Origin of the sequence: Antiquaquibacter metalliresistens (assembly GCF_029211225.1) — a bacterium.
Taxonomy (GTDB): Bacteria; Actinomycetota; Actinomycetes; order Actinomycetales; family Microbacteriaceae; genus Rhodoglobus; species Rhodoglobus metalliresistens.
The window spans coordinates 57,245-76,624 of record NZ_JARGEM010000001.1 but is presented as its reverse complement, the minus strand read 5'-3'; the positions used below and the strand labels follow the sequence as shown (position 1 = coordinate 76,624).

The 19,380-nt window shown below is 68.8% G+C and carries 16 protein-coding genes; 9 read left to right on the top strand and 7 right to left on the bottom strand.

The window, feature by feature from the left end:
* Nucleotides 1-11: 11 nt before the first annotated feature.
* From cydB to PYV02_RS00335, 4 genes are read left to right on the top strand one after another with little or no spacing between them, the layout of a single operon-like run.
* Nucleotides 12-1,040, top strand: coding sequence for a cytochrome d ubiquinol oxidase subunit II (cydB, locus tag PYV02_RS00350; protein ID WP_275755032.1), 1,029 nt, complete (start codon nt 12-14; stop codon nt 1,038-1,040).
* Nucleotides 1,037-4,321 (top strand): thiol reductant ABC exporter subunit CydC, encoded by a 3,285-nt coding sequence (cydC, locus tag PYV02_RS00345; protein WP_275755030.1) that lies wholly within the window; start codon nt 1,037-1,039, stop codon nt 4,319-4,321. Before cydB ends, cydC begins: the two co-directional genes overlap by 4 nt.
* Nucleotides 4,318-4,917 carry a hypothetical protein gene (locus PYV02_RS00340; protein WP_275755028.1) on the top strand — a complete coding sequence of 200 codons (600 nt, stop codon included), beginning with the start codon at nt 4,318-4,320 and terminating at the stop codon, nt 4,915-4,917. Before cydC ends, PYV02_RS00340 begins: the two co-directional genes overlap by 4 nt.
* 32 nt (nt 4,918-4,949) lie before the next feature.
* Nucleotides 4,950-5,411 carry a pyridoxamine 5'-phosphate oxidase family protein gene (locus PYV02_RS00335; RefSeq protein ID WP_275755025.1) on the top strand — a complete coding sequence of 154 codons (462 nt, stop codon included), beginning with the start codon at nt 4,950-4,952 and terminating at the stop codon, nt 5,409-5,411.
* Here PYV02_RS00335 and PYV02_RS00330 read toward each other — a convergent pair.
* Entirely contained in the window at nt 5,383-6,405 is a 1,023-nt protein-coding gene (locus tag PYV02_RS00330) for a LacI family DNA-binding transcriptional regulator (RefSeq protein WP_275755023.1), read from the bottom strand. The two genes, PYV02_RS00335 and PYV02_RS00330, sit on opposite strands and share 29 nt — an antisense overlap.
* Nucleotides 6,406-6,538: 133 nt before the next feature.
* On the opposite strand from PYV02_RS00330, the gene PYV02_RS00325 reads away from it, so the two are divergent.
* Both PYV02_RS00325 and PYV02_RS00320 read left to right on the top strand, forming a co-directional pair.
* Nucleotides 6,539-6,826, top strand: a complete 288-nt coding sequence (locus PYV02_RS00325; protein WP_275755020.1) for a hypothetical protein — start codon at nt 6,539-6,541, stop codon at nt 6,824-6,826.
* A gap of 104 nt (nt 6,827-6,930) precedes the next feature.
* On the top strand, nt 6,931-7,932 hold the full coding sequence (locus PYV02_RS00320) for a LacI family DNA-binding transcriptional regulator (RefSeq protein ID WP_275755016.1): 1,002 nt from the start codon (nt 6,931-6,933) through the stop codon (nt 7,930-7,932).
* A gap of 78 nt (nt 7,933-8,010) precedes the next feature.
* On the opposite strand, the gene PYV02_RS00315 is transcribed toward PYV02_RS00320, so the two are convergent.
* The 6 genes from PYV02_RS00315 to PYV02_RS00290 are packed head-to-tail and all read right to left on the bottom strand — an operon-like array spanning nt 8,011 to nt 14,797.
* Nucleotides 8,011-8,976: a sugar ABC transporter substrate-binding protein gene (locus PYV02_RS00315; RefSeq protein WP_275755014.1), complete on the bottom strand. Its 966-nt coding sequence runs from the start codon at nt 8,974-8,976 to the stop codon at nt 8,011-8,013.
* Complete coding sequence (locus PYV02_RS00310) at nt 8,973-10,016, bottom strand: ABC transporter permease (RefSeq protein WP_275755012.1); 1,044 nt, start codon at nt 10,014-10,016, stop codon at nt 8,973-8,975. The genes PYV02_RS00315 and PYV02_RS00310 overlap by 4 nt, the downstream gene beginning before the upstream one ends.
* Entirely contained in the window at nt 10,013-11,005 is a 993-nt protein-coding gene (locus PYV02_RS00305; RefSeq protein ID WP_275755010.1) for an ABC transporter permease, read from the bottom strand. Before PYV02_RS00305 ends, PYV02_RS00310 begins: the two co-directional genes overlap by 4 nt.
* Nucleotides 11,002-12,498, bottom strand: a complete 1,497-nt coding sequence (locus PYV02_RS00300; protein WP_275755008.1) for a sugar ABC transporter ATP-binding protein — start codon at nt 12,496-12,498, stop codon at nt 11,002-11,004. Before PYV02_RS00300 ends, PYV02_RS00305 begins: the two co-directional genes overlap by 4 nt.
* Nucleotides 12,495-13,535, bottom strand: a complete 1,041-nt coding sequence (locus tag PYV02_RS00295) for an aldose 1-epimerase family protein (RefSeq protein ID WP_275755005.1) — start codon at nt 13,533-13,535, stop codon at nt 12,495-12,497. Before PYV02_RS00295 ends, PYV02_RS00300 begins: the two co-directional genes overlap by 4 nt.
* The gene (locus tag PYV02_RS00290) at nt 13,532-14,797 is read right to left on the bottom strand and encodes a cupin domain-containing protein (RefSeq protein ID WP_275755003.1); all 1,266 of its coding nucleotides are present in this window, start codon (nt 14,795-14,797) and stop codon (nt 13,532-13,534) included. Before PYV02_RS00290 ends, PYV02_RS00295 begins: the two co-directional genes overlap by 4 nt.
* A gap of 225 nt (nt 14,798-15,022) precedes the next feature.
* On the opposite strand from PYV02_RS00290, the gene PYV02_RS00285 reads away from it, so the two are divergent.
* The 3 genes from PYV02_RS00285 to PYV02_RS00275 all read left to right on the top strand — a co-directional run bounded on the left by PYV02_RS00285 (nt 15,023) and on the right by PYV02_RS00275 (nt 19,274).
* Nucleotides 15,023-15,769: a DeoR/GlpR family DNA-binding transcription regulator gene (locus tag PYV02_RS00285; protein WP_275755001.1), complete on the top strand. Its 747-nt coding sequence runs from the start codon at nt 15,023-15,025 to the stop codon at nt 15,767-15,769.
* Between the two features lie 77 nt (nt 15,770-15,846).
* Nucleotides 15,847-17,883, top strand: a complete 2,037-nt coding sequence (locus PYV02_RS00280; protein ID WP_275754998.1) for a bifunctional aldolase/short-chain dehydrogenase — start codon at nt 15,847-15,849, stop codon at nt 17,881-17,883.
* On the top strand, nt 17,880-19,274 hold the full coding sequence (locus PYV02_RS00275; RefSeq protein WP_275754995.1) for a rhamnulokinase: 1,395 nt from the start codon (nt 17,880-17,882) through the stop codon (nt 19,272-19,274). The genes PYV02_RS00280 and PYV02_RS00275 overlap by 4 nt, the downstream gene beginning before the upstream one ends.
* Nucleotides 19,275-19,380: the final 106 nt, after the last annotated feature.

Genomic DNA, 19,380 nt, shown 5'->3' with positions numbered 1-19,380 from the left:
GACAAACACTCATGGACATCCTGCCCATCATCTGGTTCATCGCAATCGCGATCCTGTGGACCGGCTTCCTGCTGCTCGAGGGCTTCGACTTCGGGGTCGGCATGCACCTGCTGGTGCGAGCCCGCTCGGAGAACGAGCGCCGCGTGATGCTCAACACGATCGGGCCCGTCTGGGACGGCAACGAGGTGTGGCTGCTCACCGCGGGAGCGGCGACCTTCGCCGCCTTCCCGTTCTGGTACGCCTCGCTCTTCTCCACCCTCTACGTGCCGCTCGTGCTCGTGCTGCTCGGTCTCATCTTCCGGGCGGTCGCGATCGAGTACCGCGGCAAGGGGCACAGCGACCGCTGGCGTCGCGGCTGGGACTGGGCCATCGGCCTCGGATCCTTCCTCTCCGCCTTCGGCATCGGTGCGGCGCTCGCGCTCACCACGACCGGGCTGCCGATCGATGCCAACGGCGACCGGGTCGGCGGACCCTTCGTCTGGCTGACACCGATCGCGGTGCTCGGCGGACTCGCGGTGGTGGGCTTCGCCTTCGTGCACGGCGCCAACTTCCTCGCGTTGAAGACGGATGGCGCGGTGCGCGAGCGCGCCCGCCGCGACACCGTGCGCCTCTCCCCGATCGCGCTGCTGCCGCTGGTGGGCTGGGTGCTGCTCGTGCAGTTCCAGTCCGGTGACCTGCTCTCGTGGGCGCTCGTCGTCGTCGCCGTGGTGGCGGTGGTGTTCGGCTGGCTGCAGAGTCGGGTCGGACGCGAGGGTTGGGGCTTCGTCGGCTTCGCGGTGTTCCTGGTCGCGGGTGCGGCATCCATCTTCGCGGCCGTGTTCCCGGTCGTGCTGCCCTCGACGGTCGACCCGGCCTACAACCTCACGATCGAGAACGCGGCGAGCGGCGACTACACCCTCACGGTGATGTCGATCATCACGGGGATCGCCCTGCCGGTGGTGCTCGCGTACCAGGCATGGAGCTACTGGGTGTTCCGCCGCCGCATCACCGGCGCCAGCATCCCGGACGCCCACGCGGTGCTCCCGGCCGTCCGACCGTGAGCGAACGCCTCGCGGGTGCCCTCGGACCGGGGGGCACCCGCGCGGTCGCGGTGATCGGGGTGCTCTCCGCACTGCGCGCGATCGCACTGGTGCTCATCGCCGAAGGGCTGGCGACCTCGATCGCCGCGCTCGCGTCCGGCACCCAGGACTGGCGCCTCGGCACCGCACTCGCGGCGGGCGGCGTGCTGCTGCGCGCGGTCGTCTCCTGGGCACTGCCCATCGTGGCCGCCCGCGGCGCGATCGCGGCCAAGACCGCGTTGCGAGCGCAGGTCGCCGCCCGCCTGGTGCAGGACGGCGGCAATGGCAGCGGGCGAGACGCCGTGCTGGCGACCTTGGGTCTCGATGACCTGGACGAGTACTACGGCGTCGTCATCCCGACCACGGTCGCGGCGCTCGTCATCCCGCTCGTGCTGGGTCTGCGCATCCTCACCGTCGATTGGCTGAGCGCGGTGATCATCGCGGTCACGCTGCCGCTGGTACCGCTCTTCATGGCGCTCATCGGCATGCACACCCGGGACAAGGTGGATGCCGCCAGCGGCGCCCTCGATCGTCTCGCCGACCACCTGGTGGAGCTCGCCCACGGGCTGCCCGTGCTCGTCGGACTCGGACGGGTCGACGAGCAGAGCCGCGCGCTCGCCGGCATCCAGGACGAGTATCGCAAGCGCACCAACGCGAGCCTGCGCTCGGCGTTCCTCTCCGCGCTCGCACTCGAACTGCTCGCCACGCTCTCCGTCGCCGTGGTCGCGGTGGTGCTGGGCATCCGGCTGCTCTCCGGCGACGTGACGCTCTCCGCCGCGCTGCTCGCGCTGCTGCTGGCCCCCGAGTGCTTCGGCGCCCTGCGTGACGTCGGCGCCGCCTTCCACTCCTCGCAAGACGGTCGTGGTGCCCTGCGTCGCGTGCGCGAGCTGCTGGCCGGCACGCCGCGGGTCATCGCGCGCGGTGGCGGCAACGACGTGCGCCTCAGCGCGCTGGTCGTGCGCTATGAGGGCCGCACCGAACCCGCCCTGAGCGTCTGCGCCACCGCCTTCGAAGCGGGCAAGATCACCGCGGTGACCGGTGCGAGCGGGGCGGGCAAGTCGACCCTGCTCGCCGTGCTCGCCGGCACCGTGCCCGCCGACGCCGAGGTGCGCGGTTGGGTGCGGGGCGTCGACCCCGCCCGCGTGGCCTACGCCCCGCAGGCGCCGCGTGCGTTCGAGCCGTCGGTGCGTGCCGAACTCGCGCTCTATGCGGACGATGCGACCCAGATCGATGTCGTCGCCGACGAGCTCGGCATCGGCGCACTGCTCGGTGCCGGCACCGCGACGCTGAGTCCCGGCGAGTTGCGCCGGGTGGCCGTCGCGCGCGCGATCCTGCGGGTACGCGCGGGGGCGAACCTGCTCGTGCTCGACGAGCCGACCGCACACCTCGACGAGGTCTCGGCAGAGCTCGTGCGCCGGGCGATCCGCTCGGTGCGCGGCACCGCGACGATCGTGCTCGTCAGCCACGATCCCGCGACCCTCGCTCTCGCCGACCATGTGCTCGCGCTCGATGATTCCTCGCCGATGAGCGCCGTGCCGTCGCCGGCGGCAACGGATGTCGCCACCCAGCGTCCACAGCACGCTCCGGTCGCAGCGCAGCACCCGCAGAGCCCCACCCGCTTCCTGCTGGGTCTCTTGCGCCCCTCCCTCGGACGCTGGATCGGTGCCGTGCTGCTCGGCCTCCTCGCCACCGGCATGGGCCTCGCCCTGACCGCCGTCTCCGCGTGGCTCATCGTGCGCGCGAGCCAGCAGCCGGCGATCATGTATCTGCTCGTCGCCATCGTCGGGGTGCGCTTCTTCGGTATCGGTCGCGCGGTCGCACGGTACGCCGAACGGCTGGCGAGCCACGATGCCGTGTTCGCGGCCACGGATACCCTGCGCCTGCGCTTGTGGCGCGGCATCGCCGCCCGCGGTGCGGGCTCGCGCGACCTGCTCGAGGGCGGCACCGCCCTCGACTACCTCGTGGTGCTCGTCGCCCAGCTGCGCGACGCCGTGCCTCGCGTGGTCACCCCGGCGGCCGTCGGCGTGCTGACCGTGGTCGGCATCACCGTGACGACCGCGCTCGTGGCACCCGGTTTCACCTGGGTGGTGCTCGGCGGCCTTGGGGCCACCCTCGTCGTCTCGTGCCTCGTCGGGTTCGCTCACGACGCGCGCGCGCAGCGCTCCCGTGTGGCCGTGCGCTCCGCCCTCGTGCGCCAGATGAGCGCCCTCGGCTCGGCCGCCGACGATCTGCGCGCCAACGGTGTCGCCGACCGGGCCCTCGCGCAGATCGCGACGACCGACGCCGAGCGCGCGATCACCGAGCGGCGCACGGCACGCTCGGAGGGACTCGCGACCGCTCTCGCGAGCCTTGGCACCGGGGCGGTCGCCGCGCTCGTGCCCGCCCTCGCGGCTGCCGAGGGCGTACCGGCCGAGCTGGTGGCGGTCGTCGCGCTGCTCGCCCTGGCCTCGTTCGAACCGATCGCCGCCGCCGCGGGTTCCGCGCGTCGTCTCCCGGCGCTGCTCGCCGTCGCTCGCCGTCTTGCGCCGCTCGCGAGCACGGCCCCGATCGATCGGGACGGCCGCACCCCGGATGCCCCCGTCGCCCGCCTCGACCTCGTCGACGTCGAGGCCGGCTACGGCCATCCCGTCGTCGGTCCGGTGAGCGTCGGTGTCACGGCGCGGGAGTGGCTCGTGATCGAGGGCCCCTCCGGCTCGGGCAAGTCCACGTTGCTCTCGGTGATCCTCGGTGCCCAGGATGCCGACGCCGGCGTCGTGCTCGCCGACGGCCTTCCCCTCGCTGAACTCGACTCCGCCGCGTGGCGCGAACGCGTGGCCTGGTGCCCGCAAGATGCGCACGTGTTCGACTCGACGATCCGCGGCAACCTCCTCATCGCCCGCCCGCGCGCCGCGGGGGTCACCGACGAGGAGATGGTTGATGTGCTCGGGCGGGTCGGACTCGATCCGTTGCTGCGCCAACTCGACGACGGGCTGGACGCGCGGGTCGGCGTTCGTGGGGGTGCGCTGTCCGGTGGCGAGCGCCAGCGACTCGCGGTCGCGCGGGCGCTGCTGAGCGACGCCGACATCCTGCTGCTCGACGAACCCACCGCGCACCTGGACGAGCCGACGGCCGCGGCGATGATGCACGACATCCGTCGCGCGACGGGCGACCGCATCGTCGTGCTCGTCTCGCACCGTTCGAGCGATCATCGGCCCGCGGACCGCCGACTCACGCTGACCGGCGCGGGGGAGCAGCGGATGGCGGCGACCGGCGCGCAGCCGTGAGTGCGTTCGTCCGCCGCTGGATCGTCACGGTCGGCGTCGCCGAGGCGGCAGGCTTCGCGATCGCCACCGGGGTCGCGGTCGCGACGATCTCGAGCGGACTGACCGGGGCGTGGTCGCTCGCCGCAGTGGTCGCCGGTGGTGCGCTCGAGGGTGCGGCGCTCGGCACGGGCCAGTACCTCGCCATGCGAAGCGGACGTCCGCGCCCATTGCCGTGGATCGCGGGAACTGCCGCGGCGGCCGCGTTCGCCTGGCTGCTCGGGATGCTGCCGAGCACGCTGGGCGTTGACCTCGGCTCCCCGGCAACGATCGTCGCCCTCACGCTCGGAGGCCTCGTGCTGCTCGCGAGCATCCCAGTCACGCAGTGGCTCGTGCTGCACCGCACGGGCACCTTCGCGTGGGTGCCCGTGAACATGGGGGCGTGGGCGGTCGCGATCCTCTGGACCTTCGCGCCCTCACCGATCATCGACGAACGCAGTCCGTTGGCGCTCGTCGTCGTGCTCTATGTGCTCGCGGGGCTCCTCATGGCGGTGACGATCGCAAGCTTTACCGCGCCCCTCGCGCGACGACTGTTCGCCGCCGAGAGCGCTCGCGCCTGACAGCGCACCCGCCGACAGGTCACAATGGGGCGATGACGAACTCGCACGACGACCGGAACGAGCCTGCGGGCGGCCCCTCGCGCATCGTGCTCAGTGACGACAGCGAGGTCACCGAGCTCACGCCGGAGCAGTGTTGGGCACTGCTCGGTGACACGGGCATCGGTCATCTCGCGCTGCGGTCGCAACCGCAGGGCGTTGACATCGTGCCGATTAACTACCTGATCCACGAGCAGCAGCTCTACTTCCGCAGTGCATCGGGCACGAAGCTCGTGGAGCTCACCGAGCATCCGCACGTCGCGGTTCAGGTGGAGCGGTACCGGGACGCGCAATGGTCGAGCGTCGTGGTGAAGGGTCGGGCCGAGCGGCTCGCGTTCGACGACGAGATCCTCGCCTCAGGTGTCACGCGGCTGCTGACGAGCGGACCTGGCGAGAAGGCGAATTACGTGCGCATCGTGCCGGAGACGATCACGGGCCGGAGCTTCCCGAGTCGGTAGAGGCCCGTGCGACGAGCACGGGCTGGAACACCACCTGCCTCGGCTCGACGTTCGGGTTCTCGGCCTCCGCGAGGAGCAGCTCCACCGCGGTCTTGCCGATGAGTGCACTTGGCTGCTGGATCGATGAAAGGGGCACGACCGCGGCCGCCGCGTAGTCGATGTCGTCATACCCGATGATCGCGATCTCGTCGGGAACCGCAACGGGTGTGCCATGCATGAGCAATGACTGCAGCAGGCCCATCGACACGAGATCGTTCGCCGCGAAGATGCCGTCCGGACGTTGATCGGCAGCGCGCGCCTGAATCGCGGCACCCGCGGCCCGTCCTTCCACAACGGTCGTCGCGTCGATCTCGATCACCTCGAGCGTGACGCCGGATGCCGCAGCCACCGCGGCTCGGGCGCCCTCCAGTCGGTCGGCGACCTGTCGCACCGCCAGCGGCCCGCCGATGAAGGCGATCCGGCGGCGACTCTGGGCGATGAGGTGCTCGACCGCCAGCCGCCCACCCGCGACATCGTCGGCGGAGACCGAGCTCAGGCTCGGATCGTCGCTGGTGCGGTCGACCAGCACCACGGGGATGCCGCGCTCCCGCAAGAGGCGAAGTCGGGCGGTCACCTCGCCGTAGGGCGAGATGAGCATGCCTTGCACGCGCTGCTGCTCGAAGAGGTCGAGGTACATCGACTCCCGACCCTCGTTCTCGTCGCTGTTGCCGAGCGTGACCGTGAGGCCTGTCTCGGCGGCGCGGTCCTCGGCGCCCCGCGCGACATCGGTGAAGAACGGGTTGCGCACGTCGGGCACGACGAGTCCGAGGGTGTTGCTGTTGCCGGCCCGCAGTTGTCGAGCGGCGTCGTTGCGCACATAGTCCAGCTCCCGGATCGCGGAGAGCACGCGTTCCACCGTGCTGGCCGCGACCTTGTCCGGGGAGTTCAGCACGTTCGAGACGGTGCCGACCGAGACTCCTGCGCGCGCGGCGACGTCTTTGATGCTCGTCGTCATGATCGCCCTCCCACCGGACGGCACCATCATGGCATGGCCGAGACCAGGTCTCCGATTGACAGTGCGCGTGAGCGCCGATACAGTCATTGAAACGATTCATACTGGCCGACGCTGCCCAGAACGGAAAGACCACATGACGGACGCCGCCACCCTCACCACCCGCCTCGCCGAGCTGAGCCTTGCCCAAGACCGGGATGGCGCCCTGGCATTCGTCGCGTCGGAGGGCATCGTCGTGCCCGGGCCGCTGCTCGAGATCGGCAACACGACCTCGCGCGTCGACTTCGGTCGCGACCCCGGCCAGTGGGTCGACGACTGGAGTGCCACCGGTACCGGACACCATTGGTCGTTGTCGGTTGGTCATCGTGCAGCCGACTATCGGGCTGCGGCCGACCTGCTGGGCATCGACTTCCGCCTGGTCTGAATCGGGCGGTCATCGAGTTCGCGTGAACCGGAGCATCCCGGCACCGCATCGTTCTACTATGGTTCATTGAACGAGTCGCCGTCGGCGACCATCCGGGGAGATCGATGGCGACCATCAAGGATGTCGCACAGCTCGCTGGAGTCTCGGCGGGCACGGTGAGCAATGTGCTCAACCGTCCCTCATACGTCAACGTCGAGACCCGTGAGCGCGTGCTCGCCGCCATTCGTGACCTCGACTTCGTGCCACGACAGGGCTCCCGCCAGTTTCGACCCGGCCGGGTGCGCACGCTCGGGCTGGCGATCGCCAACCTCGACAATCCCTTCTTCGTCGACGTCGCGCTCGGCGCCGAGGAGCGCTGCGCAGAGCTCGGGGTCGGCGTCGTCATCACCAATAGTGGCTACGACCCCGTGCGCGAGACGCACAATCTCGACTTGCTCGTGCAGTCTAGGGTCCAGGGCATCATCATCGCGCCAGTCGACGAGAACAGCTCTCGGCTCGAGATGCTCAAAGACCGCGGGGTTCCCATGGTCTTCGTCGACAGGGTCGGCGACGATCGCGACTGCTGGTCGGTCGTCGTCGACGACTTCCGTGGCGGGCAACTCGGCACCCGCCACCTCATCGCCGCCGGTCACCGTCGCATCGCCTTCCTGGGACACCCGGAGACTTCCCCGAAGGTGCGCACACGCCTCGCGGGTGCCCGTTCGGTCGTGGCCGAGAGCCCGGGGGTGCAGCTCGAGCTGCTCGAGGCCGGATCGTGGTCGATCGAGGCCGGACGCAGCGCCGGGGCGCGGCTCGTCGAGCGTTCCCCAGACAAGCGACCGACGGCCGTGTTCTGCGCCAACGACATGCTCGCGCTCGGGCTCGCCCAGCAGCTGTTGCGTGAAGGCCTCAGCATCCCGGACGATATCGCGGTCGTCGGCTATGACGATCTGGAGTGGGCGTCGGTATCGAGTGTTCCGCTCACCACGGTGCGCCAGCCGCGGCAGGGCCTCGGACGTACCGCGGTCGACATGATCATGGAACTGCTCGGGCGTCCGAGCGCTCGCATTCCGCGCAGCAATCACGTCGTCTTGCAGCCCGAACTCATCGTGCGTGACAGCGCCTGACGAACCCGGAAACGAGGCAGCGGCCCGCCCCTCGTGAAGAGGAACGGGCCGCCGTCGCGATGAAAGTCGCGAGCGTGATCAGAACGCCGGGTCGACCGACTCGACGTTCTCGCTCGTGACGACCGTCAGCGGGATCGGCAGACGCTTGTCGACCTTCTCGCCCTTGATCAGCTTGATGATCGTCTCGGCGGCGAGCTTGCCGTCCTCGGCCGGCGACTGCACGATCGTCGCGTAGTACTGACCGGTCTTGATCAGATCGAACGCCTGAACCTGGCCGTTGATGCCGACGATCGGCGGGAGGGCGTCGAGGCTGCGTCCCGACTCCTTCCAGGCGTCGATGAAGCCGAGCGCCATCGTGTCGTCGTTGGCGTAGACGCCGTCGATGTCGTCGCCGAAGCGCGTCAGCAGGTCGCGGCTCGCCTCAAGCGCCTTCTGCTGGTCGAAGTCGGCGTTGACGACCTGGAGTACCTCGATGCTCGAGCCGAGCTCCTCGAGCTCTTCGGTGAAACCGTCGGTGCGACCGATGGTCGTGCCGTTGCCCGCCTGGCCCGCGATGATTACGACCTTGCCCGCGCCGCCGAGCACCTCGTTGAGCGCGTCAGCGGAGAGCACGCCCTCCTCGTAGACGTCCGGGCCGGTGAAGGAGTCGTAGTACTCCTCGGCCTCGGCGTCCATCGGCGAGTTGATGATGATGAGCGGGATGCCGGCATCCTGGGCGGCGATCATGCCGGGGATGTAGGCCTGGGGGTCGAGCGGCCACAGGACGATGCCGTCGGCGCCCTGGCTGACGCACGTCGTCAGCTGGTCGGTGCCGGTCTGCACATCGAACTCCTGCGACAGGCGATTGACGGTCGCGCCGGCCGCGTCAGCGGCCTCGTCGAACGCCTCGTTCGCCGGGGTCACATAGGCGTGCGACTCTGCCGCCGTGACGTAGCAGATGTTCAGCGATGCGGCGTCGCCGCCGGTGCCTCCTGTGGCACAACCGGCCAGCGCGAGCGCTGCCACAGCGGCAACGGCGCCGCCGATGAGGGGTTTGGTTCTCATGGTGCGTGAGTCCTCTCGTTCTCGGGGTTTCGCCGGGCCCGCCGCATCGACCGCACGAATGCGCTCAACGACAGGTCCCGGCCCTTCTTGCCCGACACGAATCGGTCGAGCAAAATCAGCAGCAGCAGGATGACTCCTGTGACGATGTTCTGGATGTAGGCGGGGACGTTCGAGAACTCCATCGCCGTGGTGAGTATCGCCAGCACCAGGAGCCCGCCGAGGGTGCCGAGGGCGGAGGCCCGTCCGCCCTCGAGGCGCGTACCGCCGATGACGACGGCGGCGATGGCGAGCAGTGACGTCGATTCGCCGAAGACCGGGGAGCCGGTATTGACGCTCAGGCTCTGGATGACACCCGCCGCCCCGGCAGTGGTGCCGGCGAAGACGAACGTGCCGAACACGTAGGCGTTGGAACGGATGCCGCTCGCCTCCGCGGCGACCGGGTTGCTGCCCACGGCGAACAGGTTTCGGCCGGCAACCGCCCGCGTGAGCCACAGATGCAGTGTGACGAGTAGCACGATGAAGATGATCGTGCGCACTGTCACGGTGCCCTCGATCGGTCGCGAGACGACGAGGCCGAAGAGCGGATCGAGGCCGCTGATCGGACGGGACTCGGTGAGGAAGTGGCACAGCGCGCGGAAGAACAGCATCGAGGCGAGCGTCGCGACGAGGGAGTTGATGCGCAGCGTCACGACGAGGATTCCATTGACGACGCCCGCGAGGAGTCCAACGCCGACCCCGACGACGGCCGCCGCCACCTGGCCGAGCTCCTCTTGCAGTCCAATCGCCGCGATGCCGGAGAGGGCGAGGATCGCGCCGCCCGAGAGATCCAGCTTGCCAGCCAGCAGCACGACCGTGAGGCCCACGGCGACGAGCGCGGTGGTGCTGATGCGGTCGAGGCTCAGGCTCAGCGCACGGAACTCGAGAATGCCGGGCACCATCGATGCTGAGATGACGATCGTGGCGACGAGGATGATCGCGACGCGGTAGCGCACGATTCCGAGGAACACGTCGCTGTCGAAAGCTCGACGGATGGCGTTCATTCGCGGCCTCCTCGGCGTCGCAGATACACGTCGAGCGCGACGGCGCCGGCGATGAGGGCACCCTTGACCATGCCTTGCGGCTCGGACGGAACCCCCTGCAGGATCAGGATGTTGTTGAGCAGCGTCACGAACAACAGGCCGCCGATGGCACGGGGGATGCTGCCGGAGCCGCCGAGCAGGCTCACGCCGCCCACGACGACGGCGGTGATCGCGTCGAACTCGTATCCGGTGCCGATCTCCGGGCGGGCGGCCTGCAGTGAGATGCCGAGCAGTACGCCGCTGAAGCCGGCGAGGGTCGCGGTGAGCACGAACGCACCGGCCTTGACGAACCGCACTGGAACGGCGCTCGCCTCGGTCGCATAAGGGTTGCTACCGACCGCGTACGTCCAGCGTCCGAAGACCGTGCGAGAGAGCGCGAGGTGTCCGAGCAGCGCGACGATGAGGAAGACGAGCACGATGACGGGCACGACGCCGAACAGTCGCCCGGTGAGGAAGTCCTTCGCAGCCGCATCCTGCCCGTAGACGATGACACCGCCGACGAAGGCCTGAGCGGTACCGAGCACGATGATGCCGCTTGCGAGCGTGGTGATCACGGGGTTGAGCCCGGCATAGCCGATGAGCAAACCGTTGATGACCCCGGCCAGGCTCGCGACGAGCACGCCGACCAGCGCAGCGGGCAGGGTGCCGATCACATCGTCGAGCATCAGCACGAGGATGCCGCCCACCGCGACGGTCGCCGGAACCGAGAGGTCGGCCATCCCGCGGCTGACGAAGACGAAGGTCATGCCGACGACGATGATGCCGACGATCGACATATTGATCAGCACGTTCGTGAGGTTGCCGACCGAGAGGAATCGGTCGCTCAACACGGTGCCGATGATCAACAGCACGACGATGCCGGCAGGCATGGCAAGCGTCGCGCCGTGCCGTGCCAGGGCACTCTGTTTGACGATGCGATCGCCCGGGATGGTGTCCGTGGGGATGCTCATGCCGCCACCTCCCCGGTCGCCGCGAGCATGACATCCTGCTCTCCGGCACCGCGCGGGAGCTCCGCCGAGACGTGTCCCTCGTGGAGCACGTAGATCCGATCGCTCACCGCGAGCACCTCCGGAAGTTCCGACGAGATCATGAGGATCGCCGTGCCGTTCGCCGCAAGCTCGCCGATGATCGTGTGGATGTCGGCCTTGGCGCCGACATCGACGCCGCGTGTCGGCTCGTCGAGAATGAGAACGTCGGGCCGGGTCGCAAGCCACTTCGCGAAGACGACCTTCTGCTGATTGCCACCGCTATACGTATCGACCTGACGGTCGATGACCGGAGGCGAGACGCCGAGTTCCCGCGCCTTGTCGGTTGCAAGACGACGTTCGGCGCCGCCGCGGATCCAGCCGATGGTCGCGACCTCGCCGAGAACCGGCAGGGAGATGTTGTCCTTCACCGAGAGCTGGGGCACGAGCCCATCACGCTTGCGGTCTTCGGGAACATAGGCGATTCCGGCCTCGACGGCGTCATGGGGATGGCGGATCGTCACGAGCTTGCCCTTGACGTGGATTTCGCCTTGCTCGGCCCGATCGAGGCCGAAGATCGCGCGTGCGACCTCGGTTCGACCGGCACCGACGAAGCCGGCGAGACCGACGATCTCCCCGGCACGCACGTCGAGATGAACGTCGTCGAACACGCCGGCGCGGGTGAGCCCGCGCACCTCGAGCACGACCTCGCCAATCGGCACCTCGCGTTTGGGGAAAACGTCGGTGAGGTCGCGCCCGACCATCAAGCGAATCATGTCGGCGGCGGTGATACCCGCCACCGGGCGCGTCTCGACGAGGCGTCCGTCGCGCAGCACCGTCACCTGGTCGGCGAGATCGATGACCTCGCGGAGACGGTGCGAGATGTAAATGACGGCGATGCCGGCATCCTTCATGCGCTGAACGACACGGAAGAGCGCCTGCGCTTCGTTCTCGGAGAGCGATGAGGTCGGCTCGTCGAGCACGATGATGCGCGGCGACGACGCGTAGGCCTTGGCGATCTCGACGATCTGCTGCTGGCTCACCGGAAGCGAGCCCACGAGGTCGTCGGCCCCGACCTTGGCCCCGAGTTCGGCGAGTACGTCTTCGGCGCGGGCGCGGAGGGCCTTGCGATCGACGATGCCGAAGCGTGAGGGTGGCGATCCGAGCGTGATGTTCTCGGCGACCGTGAGGTCGGGGACGAGGTTGAGCTCTTGGTAGACCATGCCGATGCCGCGCTTGCGGGCGTCGATCGGCCCGGCGATGCGCACGGCGTCGCCTTGCAACTCGATCGTGCCCTCGTCGGGCTGGTAGACGCCGGCAAGGATCTTCATGAGCGTCGACTTGCCTGCGCCGTTCTCGCCAACGATCGCGTGCACCTCGCCGGCGGCGACTTCGAGCGTGACGTGGGTCAACGCCCGGATGCCGGGGAAGCTCTTCGAAATCCCGCTCATGCGCAGCGCGGGCGCGGCCTCGCTCATCGCTTGCCCTTCCTCTCGGTTGACGGGGAGAAGGCGAGATCGACCGTGTAGGCAACCGAACGACCGGGCTTGATCGTCGGCAGATTGCCTGCAGCGCGCGCCCCTGCGCGACCGGTGAAGGTGTTGACGTTGACCGGCTCGAGCCCCATCACGTAGTGACCCTCGCCACTCATCTTCCACTGGTGGAGGGCGGGGAGCGTGCCGGTGTCGAATCGTAGTTCGAGACGCGTGTCGATCCCGGGGTTGTCGATGGCGACGACCGCGGTGCCGCTGTCACGGAAGTCGTGGCCGAAGACCTGCTCTCGGTAGTCGGCCTGGGGCTCCTCGATCTGGTGCCACCGCCCGGCGCCCGAGCGCGCGTCCGCGTCACGCGGATTGACCTCGCGTGAGGGCAGCTCGAGACTCGCTGTCTCGTCGAGCAACGGCCAGCCGATGTTCACGTGATACAGCACCATGTGGCCGGCGTCGGCGAAGCCTTCGTTGCGCACGACGTCGCGCAAGCGCAGCGTCGTCCCGCCGATGTCGGCCGACCAGGTGCGCTCGAGTACGAGGTTCTCGGCGAAGACGCCGGTCTGGCGCACGATGCCACTGACCATGAGTTCTCCGCCGCGCACCTCAGCACGCGTGATCGTCGCCGGAACGACACCAACGCGGCCGTGCTGGGGGTACTCGACACCTTCGTCGACGGTGGGCGGTCCGAACGAGTCCAGACCGCACGTCGCGAGAAGCCCGCCGCCGAATGACCGCAGCCACTGAGATCCGGAGCTCTCGGCGAGCCCCGGTGCCATCATCCCGGTGGGAGACATCCAGGCGACCGGAACTCCGCGGAACGTGACCTGCCCGAGGTCGAGCGCGCGGTCGGGATGGATTTCGACCTCGAGTCCACCGCCGGTCACGAGACGGATGCGGCGCGCACCGCGTGCAGGACCCTCCTCATCGACGAGGCGGTCGATGCGCGCGACCTGCGCGAGTGTCCCGGTGCGGCGTGCGAGCTCGTCGCGCGATCGCCCGTGGACCATCGGGACGGCGGGTGTCACACGCGCTCCCGCGCGACGGCACCGGTGTCGGCGGCGAGCTCGGCATTGCCCGGACCGAAGTGCTTCAGCAGCACCAGATCGGAGCTCGCCGAGGCGTTCGTGATCGTAACGCCGTCCTTCACGGCGTCAGCCGTGACGAAGTATTCGTCGTGCGAGAGCTGGCCATAGCGGATGGAGGACAGCGCCTCGACGGTCTGCCCATTGATCTCGCCGCGACCATCGACGGCGATGAAGCCGTAGGCATCGGCATCCTCGACCCGTACGGTCGCGCCGGGCTTCACCGTGAGCTCCTTTGCACTGAATGCAGCCGAGCGGTAGGTGATCCACTTCTCGACGTAGTCCTCGCCGCCGGCCGCGGCGCTCGCCGAGGTCTCGAGGGCGGGGCTGAAGCGGTGGCTCCAGAACTCGGGGTCGACGTTGAGGTTCCAATCGAGGATCTCGAGCACGAAGTCGAGGTCGCCAACCTTGTCGGCGGGGATGTCCTTCCACAGCAACTCGTCGGGCACCTCGCGGTTGTTCGACCACGACTCGGTCATGGCGAACACGTCGCTTGCCGCCTGCGGCTCGTAGGTGCACATGCTCGCGGGGGCATGGAGCACGCCCGGGGGCACGTCCCACCCGGTGCCGGGCGTGATGCGATACGCGACCGAGAGTTCGGTGATGCGGTTGTCGCCGCCCTTGAGGAAGAGCTCGAGCTTCTCGAGCACCTGCTCGCGGGACGTCTCTGGGTGGAAGCCGAAGAACGTGTAAGGGAACATGCCGCCGTGGTTGTTCAGCTGCGGGGGGAAGTAGTAAGCCTCCGGCTTGCCCATCTTGCCGACGAGCGCGGCGTGCTGGTCCATCTGGTGCACGTGGAACGGCAGCGGGTACTGGTTGTCGAAGAACTTGGAGTACATCGGCCACTTGCCGTAGCGGTTCCAGAGGTTGCCGATCGCGGCATCCTTGGTGTGAGCGATGAACTCGTCGAAGGGGATGATCTCGCCGTCGGGGCCGACGACGAGGCTCAGGCCTTCGAACGGGTCGGTGAGCGGGCCGTTCTCGGCGCGAATGGCACTGGCGAACCAACGCTCGTCGATGCCGCCGCGCTCCTTGCCGAGCGGGAAGTAGTCGTCGGGATGCAGTCGAAGCCGTTGGGCGGGAGTGCAGAACGAGCGGGGCACCCACGTCGGCGCCAAGCGCAGCACGCCGCCCGCGGCCTCCATTGCGCGCTCGATGCTCGCCTCGGTTGAGGTCACACCCTCGTACGGTCCCGCCTTGGTCATTGCCATCCTCTGTCATGGGGCGCCACCTGAGCGGGGCGCCGTTGCCGTCGTGCTGTCCGGCTCGTGATGAACCGGGTTCATTGAACCATGTCTGGTTTCAGTGAAACTAGTTTGAGATCGCGGCGCTGTCAAGTAGACGGCTCGTGCGCGCGTTCGGATCGGCGCGTTGGCAGCATCCGACACCTGCGCACGCGCGGGGCGGGCCCCGGGAATACGATGGCGGCCATGGCGACGATACTCAGCGAGGAGCGGCGGGCCCGCTTGCTCGAGATCCTCGCCCGTGACGGTGCCTTGCGCCTCGATCCCGTCGCCGAGCAGCTCGGGGTGTCCGCTATGACGGTGCGCCGCGACCTCGACGATCTCGAGGCCGAGGGGCTCGCCCGGCGGGTGCGCGGAGGCGCGGTTGCCGCGGTGCTCCCGCGGCCCTTTCGGGATCGGATGTCGACACGCTCCGTTTCGAAGTCAGTCATCGCCCGCAAGGCGAGTGATCTCCTGCCGGCGACCGGTGCTGTCGCGTTCGACGCCTCGACCACGAGCGGCGTTCTCCTCGGCGCGCTCGCCGCGCGCGATCTCGTTGTCGCGACGAACTCGATCGACAACGCGGCGACCGCGAGACACCGGCCGGGGGTGCGCTCGGTGCTCATCGGCGGGGAGCTCGACGAGCGGTCGGGGAGCTTCGTCGGCGCGGTCGCCTGTCGTGCCGCGGCATCCCTTGGCTATGCCCGATTCTTCACCTCCGCCTCCGCGGTCTCGCCGGGGGGCACGAGCGAGGTGTCGCTGGAGGAGGCACAACTCAAGGACGTGTTCGCCCAGCACGCCGAGGAGACCATCCTGCTGCTGGACTCATCGAAGATCGGTCACATGGCCCTTGCCCAGGGGCTCGACTGGTCGCGGATCGACCTCCTCGTGACCGAGCTCGATCCGCGGGACGAGCGTCTGGACCCCTACCGCGATCTCACCGACCTGCGCTAGAGTCACGTTCTGTTCGATCTCACAAAACGTAACAAAGGCTGTTCGGCGGGAAGCTGAGCGCCGGAAAGCAGCGCAGAGTGGCCTCCACCCCCGCCCAGGATCTCATCGCCCGCAGCAACCGTCTCGGCTCCGACCCGCGCGTGACCAACTACGCCGGAGGCAACACCTCGGCGAAGGGTGCCACGACCGATCCCGTGACGGGGGAACCGGTCGAACTGCTGTGGGTGAAGGGCTCGGGCGGCGACCTTGGCACCCTTACCGAGACGGGCCTCGCCGTGTTGAGACTCGATCGCGTGCGTGCGCTTGTCGAGGTCTACCAGGGCGTCGATCGCGAAGATGAGATGGTGGCCGCCTTCGACTTCTGTCTGCACGGCAAGGGCGGCGCTGCCCCCTCGATCGACACGGCCATGCATGCGCTCGTGGGTGCCGCGCACGTCGACCACCTCCATCCCGACTCCGGCATCGCCTTCGCGACCGCGAAGGATGGCGAAAAGCTCACCAAGAAGGCCTTCGGCGACAAGGTGGTGTGGGTGCCGTGGCGTCGCCCCGGGTTCCAGCTCGGGCTCGACATCGCGGCCATCAAGGCCGCGAACCCACGGGCGATCGGGTGCATTCTCGGCGGCCATGGCATCACCGCGTGGGGTTCCACCTCCGAGGAGGCGGAGAAGAACAGTCTCTGGATCATCGCGACCGCCGAGGACTACATTGCAGCGAAGGGCAAGAAGGCCCCCTTCGGTCGCACCGTGGCGAAGAATGCGGCGCTGCCGCCCGAGGAGCGCAGGACGAAGGCGGCCGCGCTCGCCGCGACCATCCGCGGCATCGCGAGCCACGACAAGCCCATGGTCGGCCACTTCACGGACTCCGATGTGGTGCTCGACTTCCTCGCCTCGGCCAGCGCTCCAAAGCTCGCGGCGCTCGGCACGAGTTGCCCCGACCACTTCCTGCGCACCAAGGTCAAACCGATGCTGCTCGACCTGCCGGCCGGGGCATCCGTCGAGGACTCCACAACGCGCCTCAAGGAACTGCACGAGGAGTACCGCAAGGACTACACGAAGTACTACGAGCAGCACGCCGTCGAGGACTCCCCGGCGATGCGCGGCGCCGACCCGCTCATCGTGCTCGTGCCAGGCGTCGGCATGTTCAGCTACGGCGCCAATAAGCAGACCGCTCGCGTCGCGGGCGAGTTCTACGTCAACGCCATCAACGTCATGCGTGGTGCCGAGGCGATCTCCACGTACGCACCGATCAGCGACGCCGAGAAGTTCCGTATCGAGTACTGGTCGCTCGAGGAGGCCAAGCTGCAGCGCATGCCGAAGCCCAAGTCCCACGCGACGCGCGTCGCCCTGGTGACCGGTGCGGCATCCGGCATCGGCAAGGCGATCGCAACCCGCCTCGCCGCGGACGGGGCCTGCGTCGTGATTGCCGACCTCGACCTTGGCAAGGCGCAGGCGGCGGCGGCCGAGATCGGCGGCACCGATGTCGCCATCGGTCTGCAGGTCAACGTCACCGACGCGGCCGCGATCGAGCGGATGGTGCAGGATGCCGTACTCGCTTTCGGCGGCATCGACATCGTCGTCAACAATGCCGGCGTCTCACTCTCCAAGCCGTTGCTCGAGACCACTGAGCAGGACTGGGACTTCCAGCACGACATCATGGCCAAGGGCTCGTTCCTGGTCTCGAAGGCCACCGCGCCCGTACTCATCGAGCAGGGCATGGGCGGCGACGTGATCTACATCTCGTCGAAGAACTCGGTGTTCGCGGGGCCGAACAACATCGCCTATTCGGCGACGAAAGCCGACCAAGCCCACCAGGTGCGCCTGCTCGCGGTCGAACTCGGCGAGCACGGCGTGAAGGTCAACGGCATCAACCCCGACGGCGTCGTGCGCGGCTCCGGCATTTTCGCCGCGGGCTGGGGGGCGAACCGCGCCAAGACATACGGCATCGAAGAGGAGGACCTCGGCAAGTTCTACGCGCAGCGCACGATCCTCAAGCGCGAGGTGCTGCCCGAGAACGTCGCGAACGCGGTGTCGGTGCTCACCGGACCGGATCTCTCCCACACGACCGGGCTGCACATCCCCGTTGACGCGGGTGTGGCGGCGGCGTTCCTGCGATGAACGCGGTCGCCGCGGTCGATCTCGGCGCCACGAGCGGTCGGGTGATGCTCGGCCACGTCGGCCACAACGAACTGAGCGTGCGGCCTGTGGCGCGCTTTCCGAACGGCCCGGTGACTCGTCCGGACGGGTTGCACTGGGACATCGACGCGCTGCGCGAGCACGTGCTCGACGGCCTCGCGGCGGCCGTGCGCGATGAACCCGGTGTCGCGAGCATCGGCGTCGATTCGTGGGCCGTCGACTACGCGCTCATGCGCGATGGCCGGATGCTCGCCGAGCCCTTTCACTACCGCGACGGCCGAAACCACGCCGGCGTCGACCGAGTCCACGCTCGCGTCGGCGCCGCGGAGCTCTACGCCGCCAACGGTCTGCAGTTCCTGCCGTTCAACACCCTCTACCAGCTGGAGGCCGAAGAACGCCTCGCGGAGGCGGACTCCTTTCTGCTCATCCCCGACCTGTTCGGATACTGGCTCACGGGGCGTGCGGTCGCCGAGCGCACCAACGCTTCGACCACGGGGCTGCTCTCGGTGACGACCGGGGAGTGGGACGAGGCGCTCGTCGCGCGGCTCGGCCTGCCGCGTTCGCTGTTCCCCGAACTGGTGTCGCCTGGCACGCGATTGGGTGGTCTCACGTCCGAGTTCGCCGCACGCATCGGGGCGCGCGATGACGTGAGCGTGACGGCGGTCGGCTCGCACGACACGGCATCGGCCGTCGTGGCGGTGCCCGCGGCATCCACCGACTTCGCCTACATCTCGTGCGGCACCTGGGGTCTCGTCGGAGTCGAGCTCGAAGCCCCGGTGCTCACTGAGGCCGCACGCGCCGCGAACTTCACCAATGAGGGTGGCGTCGACGGCCGGGTGCGGTTTCTGCACAACGTGATGGGACTGTGGCTGCTCACCGAATGCGTGCGCGAGTGGGGCGAGACCGACCTGCCGACGTTGCTCGCGCAGGCTGCGGCCGTGAACCCTCCGGTCGCGGTGTTCGACGCCAACGACCCGAGCTTTCTGCCGCCCGACGACATGCCGGGTCGTATCACCGCGTGGCTGCGGGCTCACGACCAGCCCGTGCCGAGGTCACGCGCTGAGTTCGTGCGGTGCATCATCGAGAGCCTCGCGGTCGCGTTCGCGGCGGCGGTGCACGATGCCGCCACGCTCTCGGCGCACCCGGTCGCCGTTATCCACATCGTCGGCGGCGGCTCGCAGAACGCCCTCCTGTGTCAGCGCATCGCCGACATCGCGGGGATGCCCGTGCTCGCCGGTCCCGTCGAGGCCACCGCGATCGGCAACGTGCTCATCCAGGCGCGAGCACAGGGTTTCGTCGGGGGATCGCTCGAGTCGTTGCGAGCGCTCGTAGCGGCGGCGTTCTCGCCCGTGCGGTACCTGCCGACGGCCTGAGTCGCCGACGGCACCCAAGCGCCCCGCTCGTGCGCAACTGCACGGAATCGGCGCGACACGCCGCGACCGGCTGCCCGTGCACGGCGTGCCGCGCCCGATTCTGTGC

Bases quoted from the DNA above. Each gene is read 5' to 3' on its own strand.
- cydB (WP_275755032.1), top strand. From the start codon at position 12: ATGGACATCCTGCCCATCATCTGGTTCATCGCAATCGCGATCCTGTGG.
- PYV02_RS00335 (WP_275755025.1), top strand. From the start codon at position 4,950: ATGACGAACTCGCACGACGACCGGAACGAGCCTGCGGGCGGCCCCTCG.
- PYV02_RS00330 (WP_275755023.1), bottom strand. From the start codon at position 6,405: ATGACGACGAGCATCAAAGACGTCGCCGCGCGCGCAGGAGTCTCGGTC.
- PYV02_RS00325 (WP_275755020.1), top strand. From the start codon at position 6,539: ATGACGGACGCCGCCACCCTCACCACCCGCCTCGCCGAGCTGAGCCTT.
- PYV02_RS00320 (WP_275755016.1), top strand. From the start codon at position 6,931: ATGGCGACCATCAAGGATGTCGCACAGCTCGCTGGAGTCTCGGCGGGC.
- PYV02_RS00315 (WP_275755014.1), bottom strand. From the start codon at position 8,976: ATGAGAACCAAACCCCTCATCGGCGGCGCCGTTGCCGCTGTGGCAGCG.
- PYV02_RS00310 (WP_275755012.1), bottom strand. From the start codon at position 10,016: ATGAACGCCATCCGTCGAGCTTTCGACAGCGACGTGTTCCTCGGAATC.
- PYV02_RS00305 (WP_275755010.1), bottom strand. From the start codon at position 11,005: ATGAGCATCCCCACGGACACCATCCCGGGCGATCGCATCGTCAAACAG.
- PYV02_RS00300 (WP_275755008.1), bottom strand. From the start codon at position 12,498: ATGAGCGAGGCCGCGCCCGCGCTGCGCATGAGCGGGATTTCGAAGAGC.
- PYV02_RS00290 (WP_275755003.1), bottom strand. From the start codon at position 14,797: ATGACCAAGGCGGGACCGTACGAGGGTGTGACCTCAACCGAGGCGAGC.
- PYV02_RS00285 (WP_275755001.1), top strand. From the start codon at position 15,023: ATGGCGACGATACTCAGCGAGGAGCGGCGGGCCCGCTTGCTCGAGATC.
- PYV02_RS00275 (WP_275754995.1), top strand. From the start codon at position 17,880: ATGAACGCGGTCGCCGCGGTCGATCTCGGCGCCACGAGCGGTCGGGTG.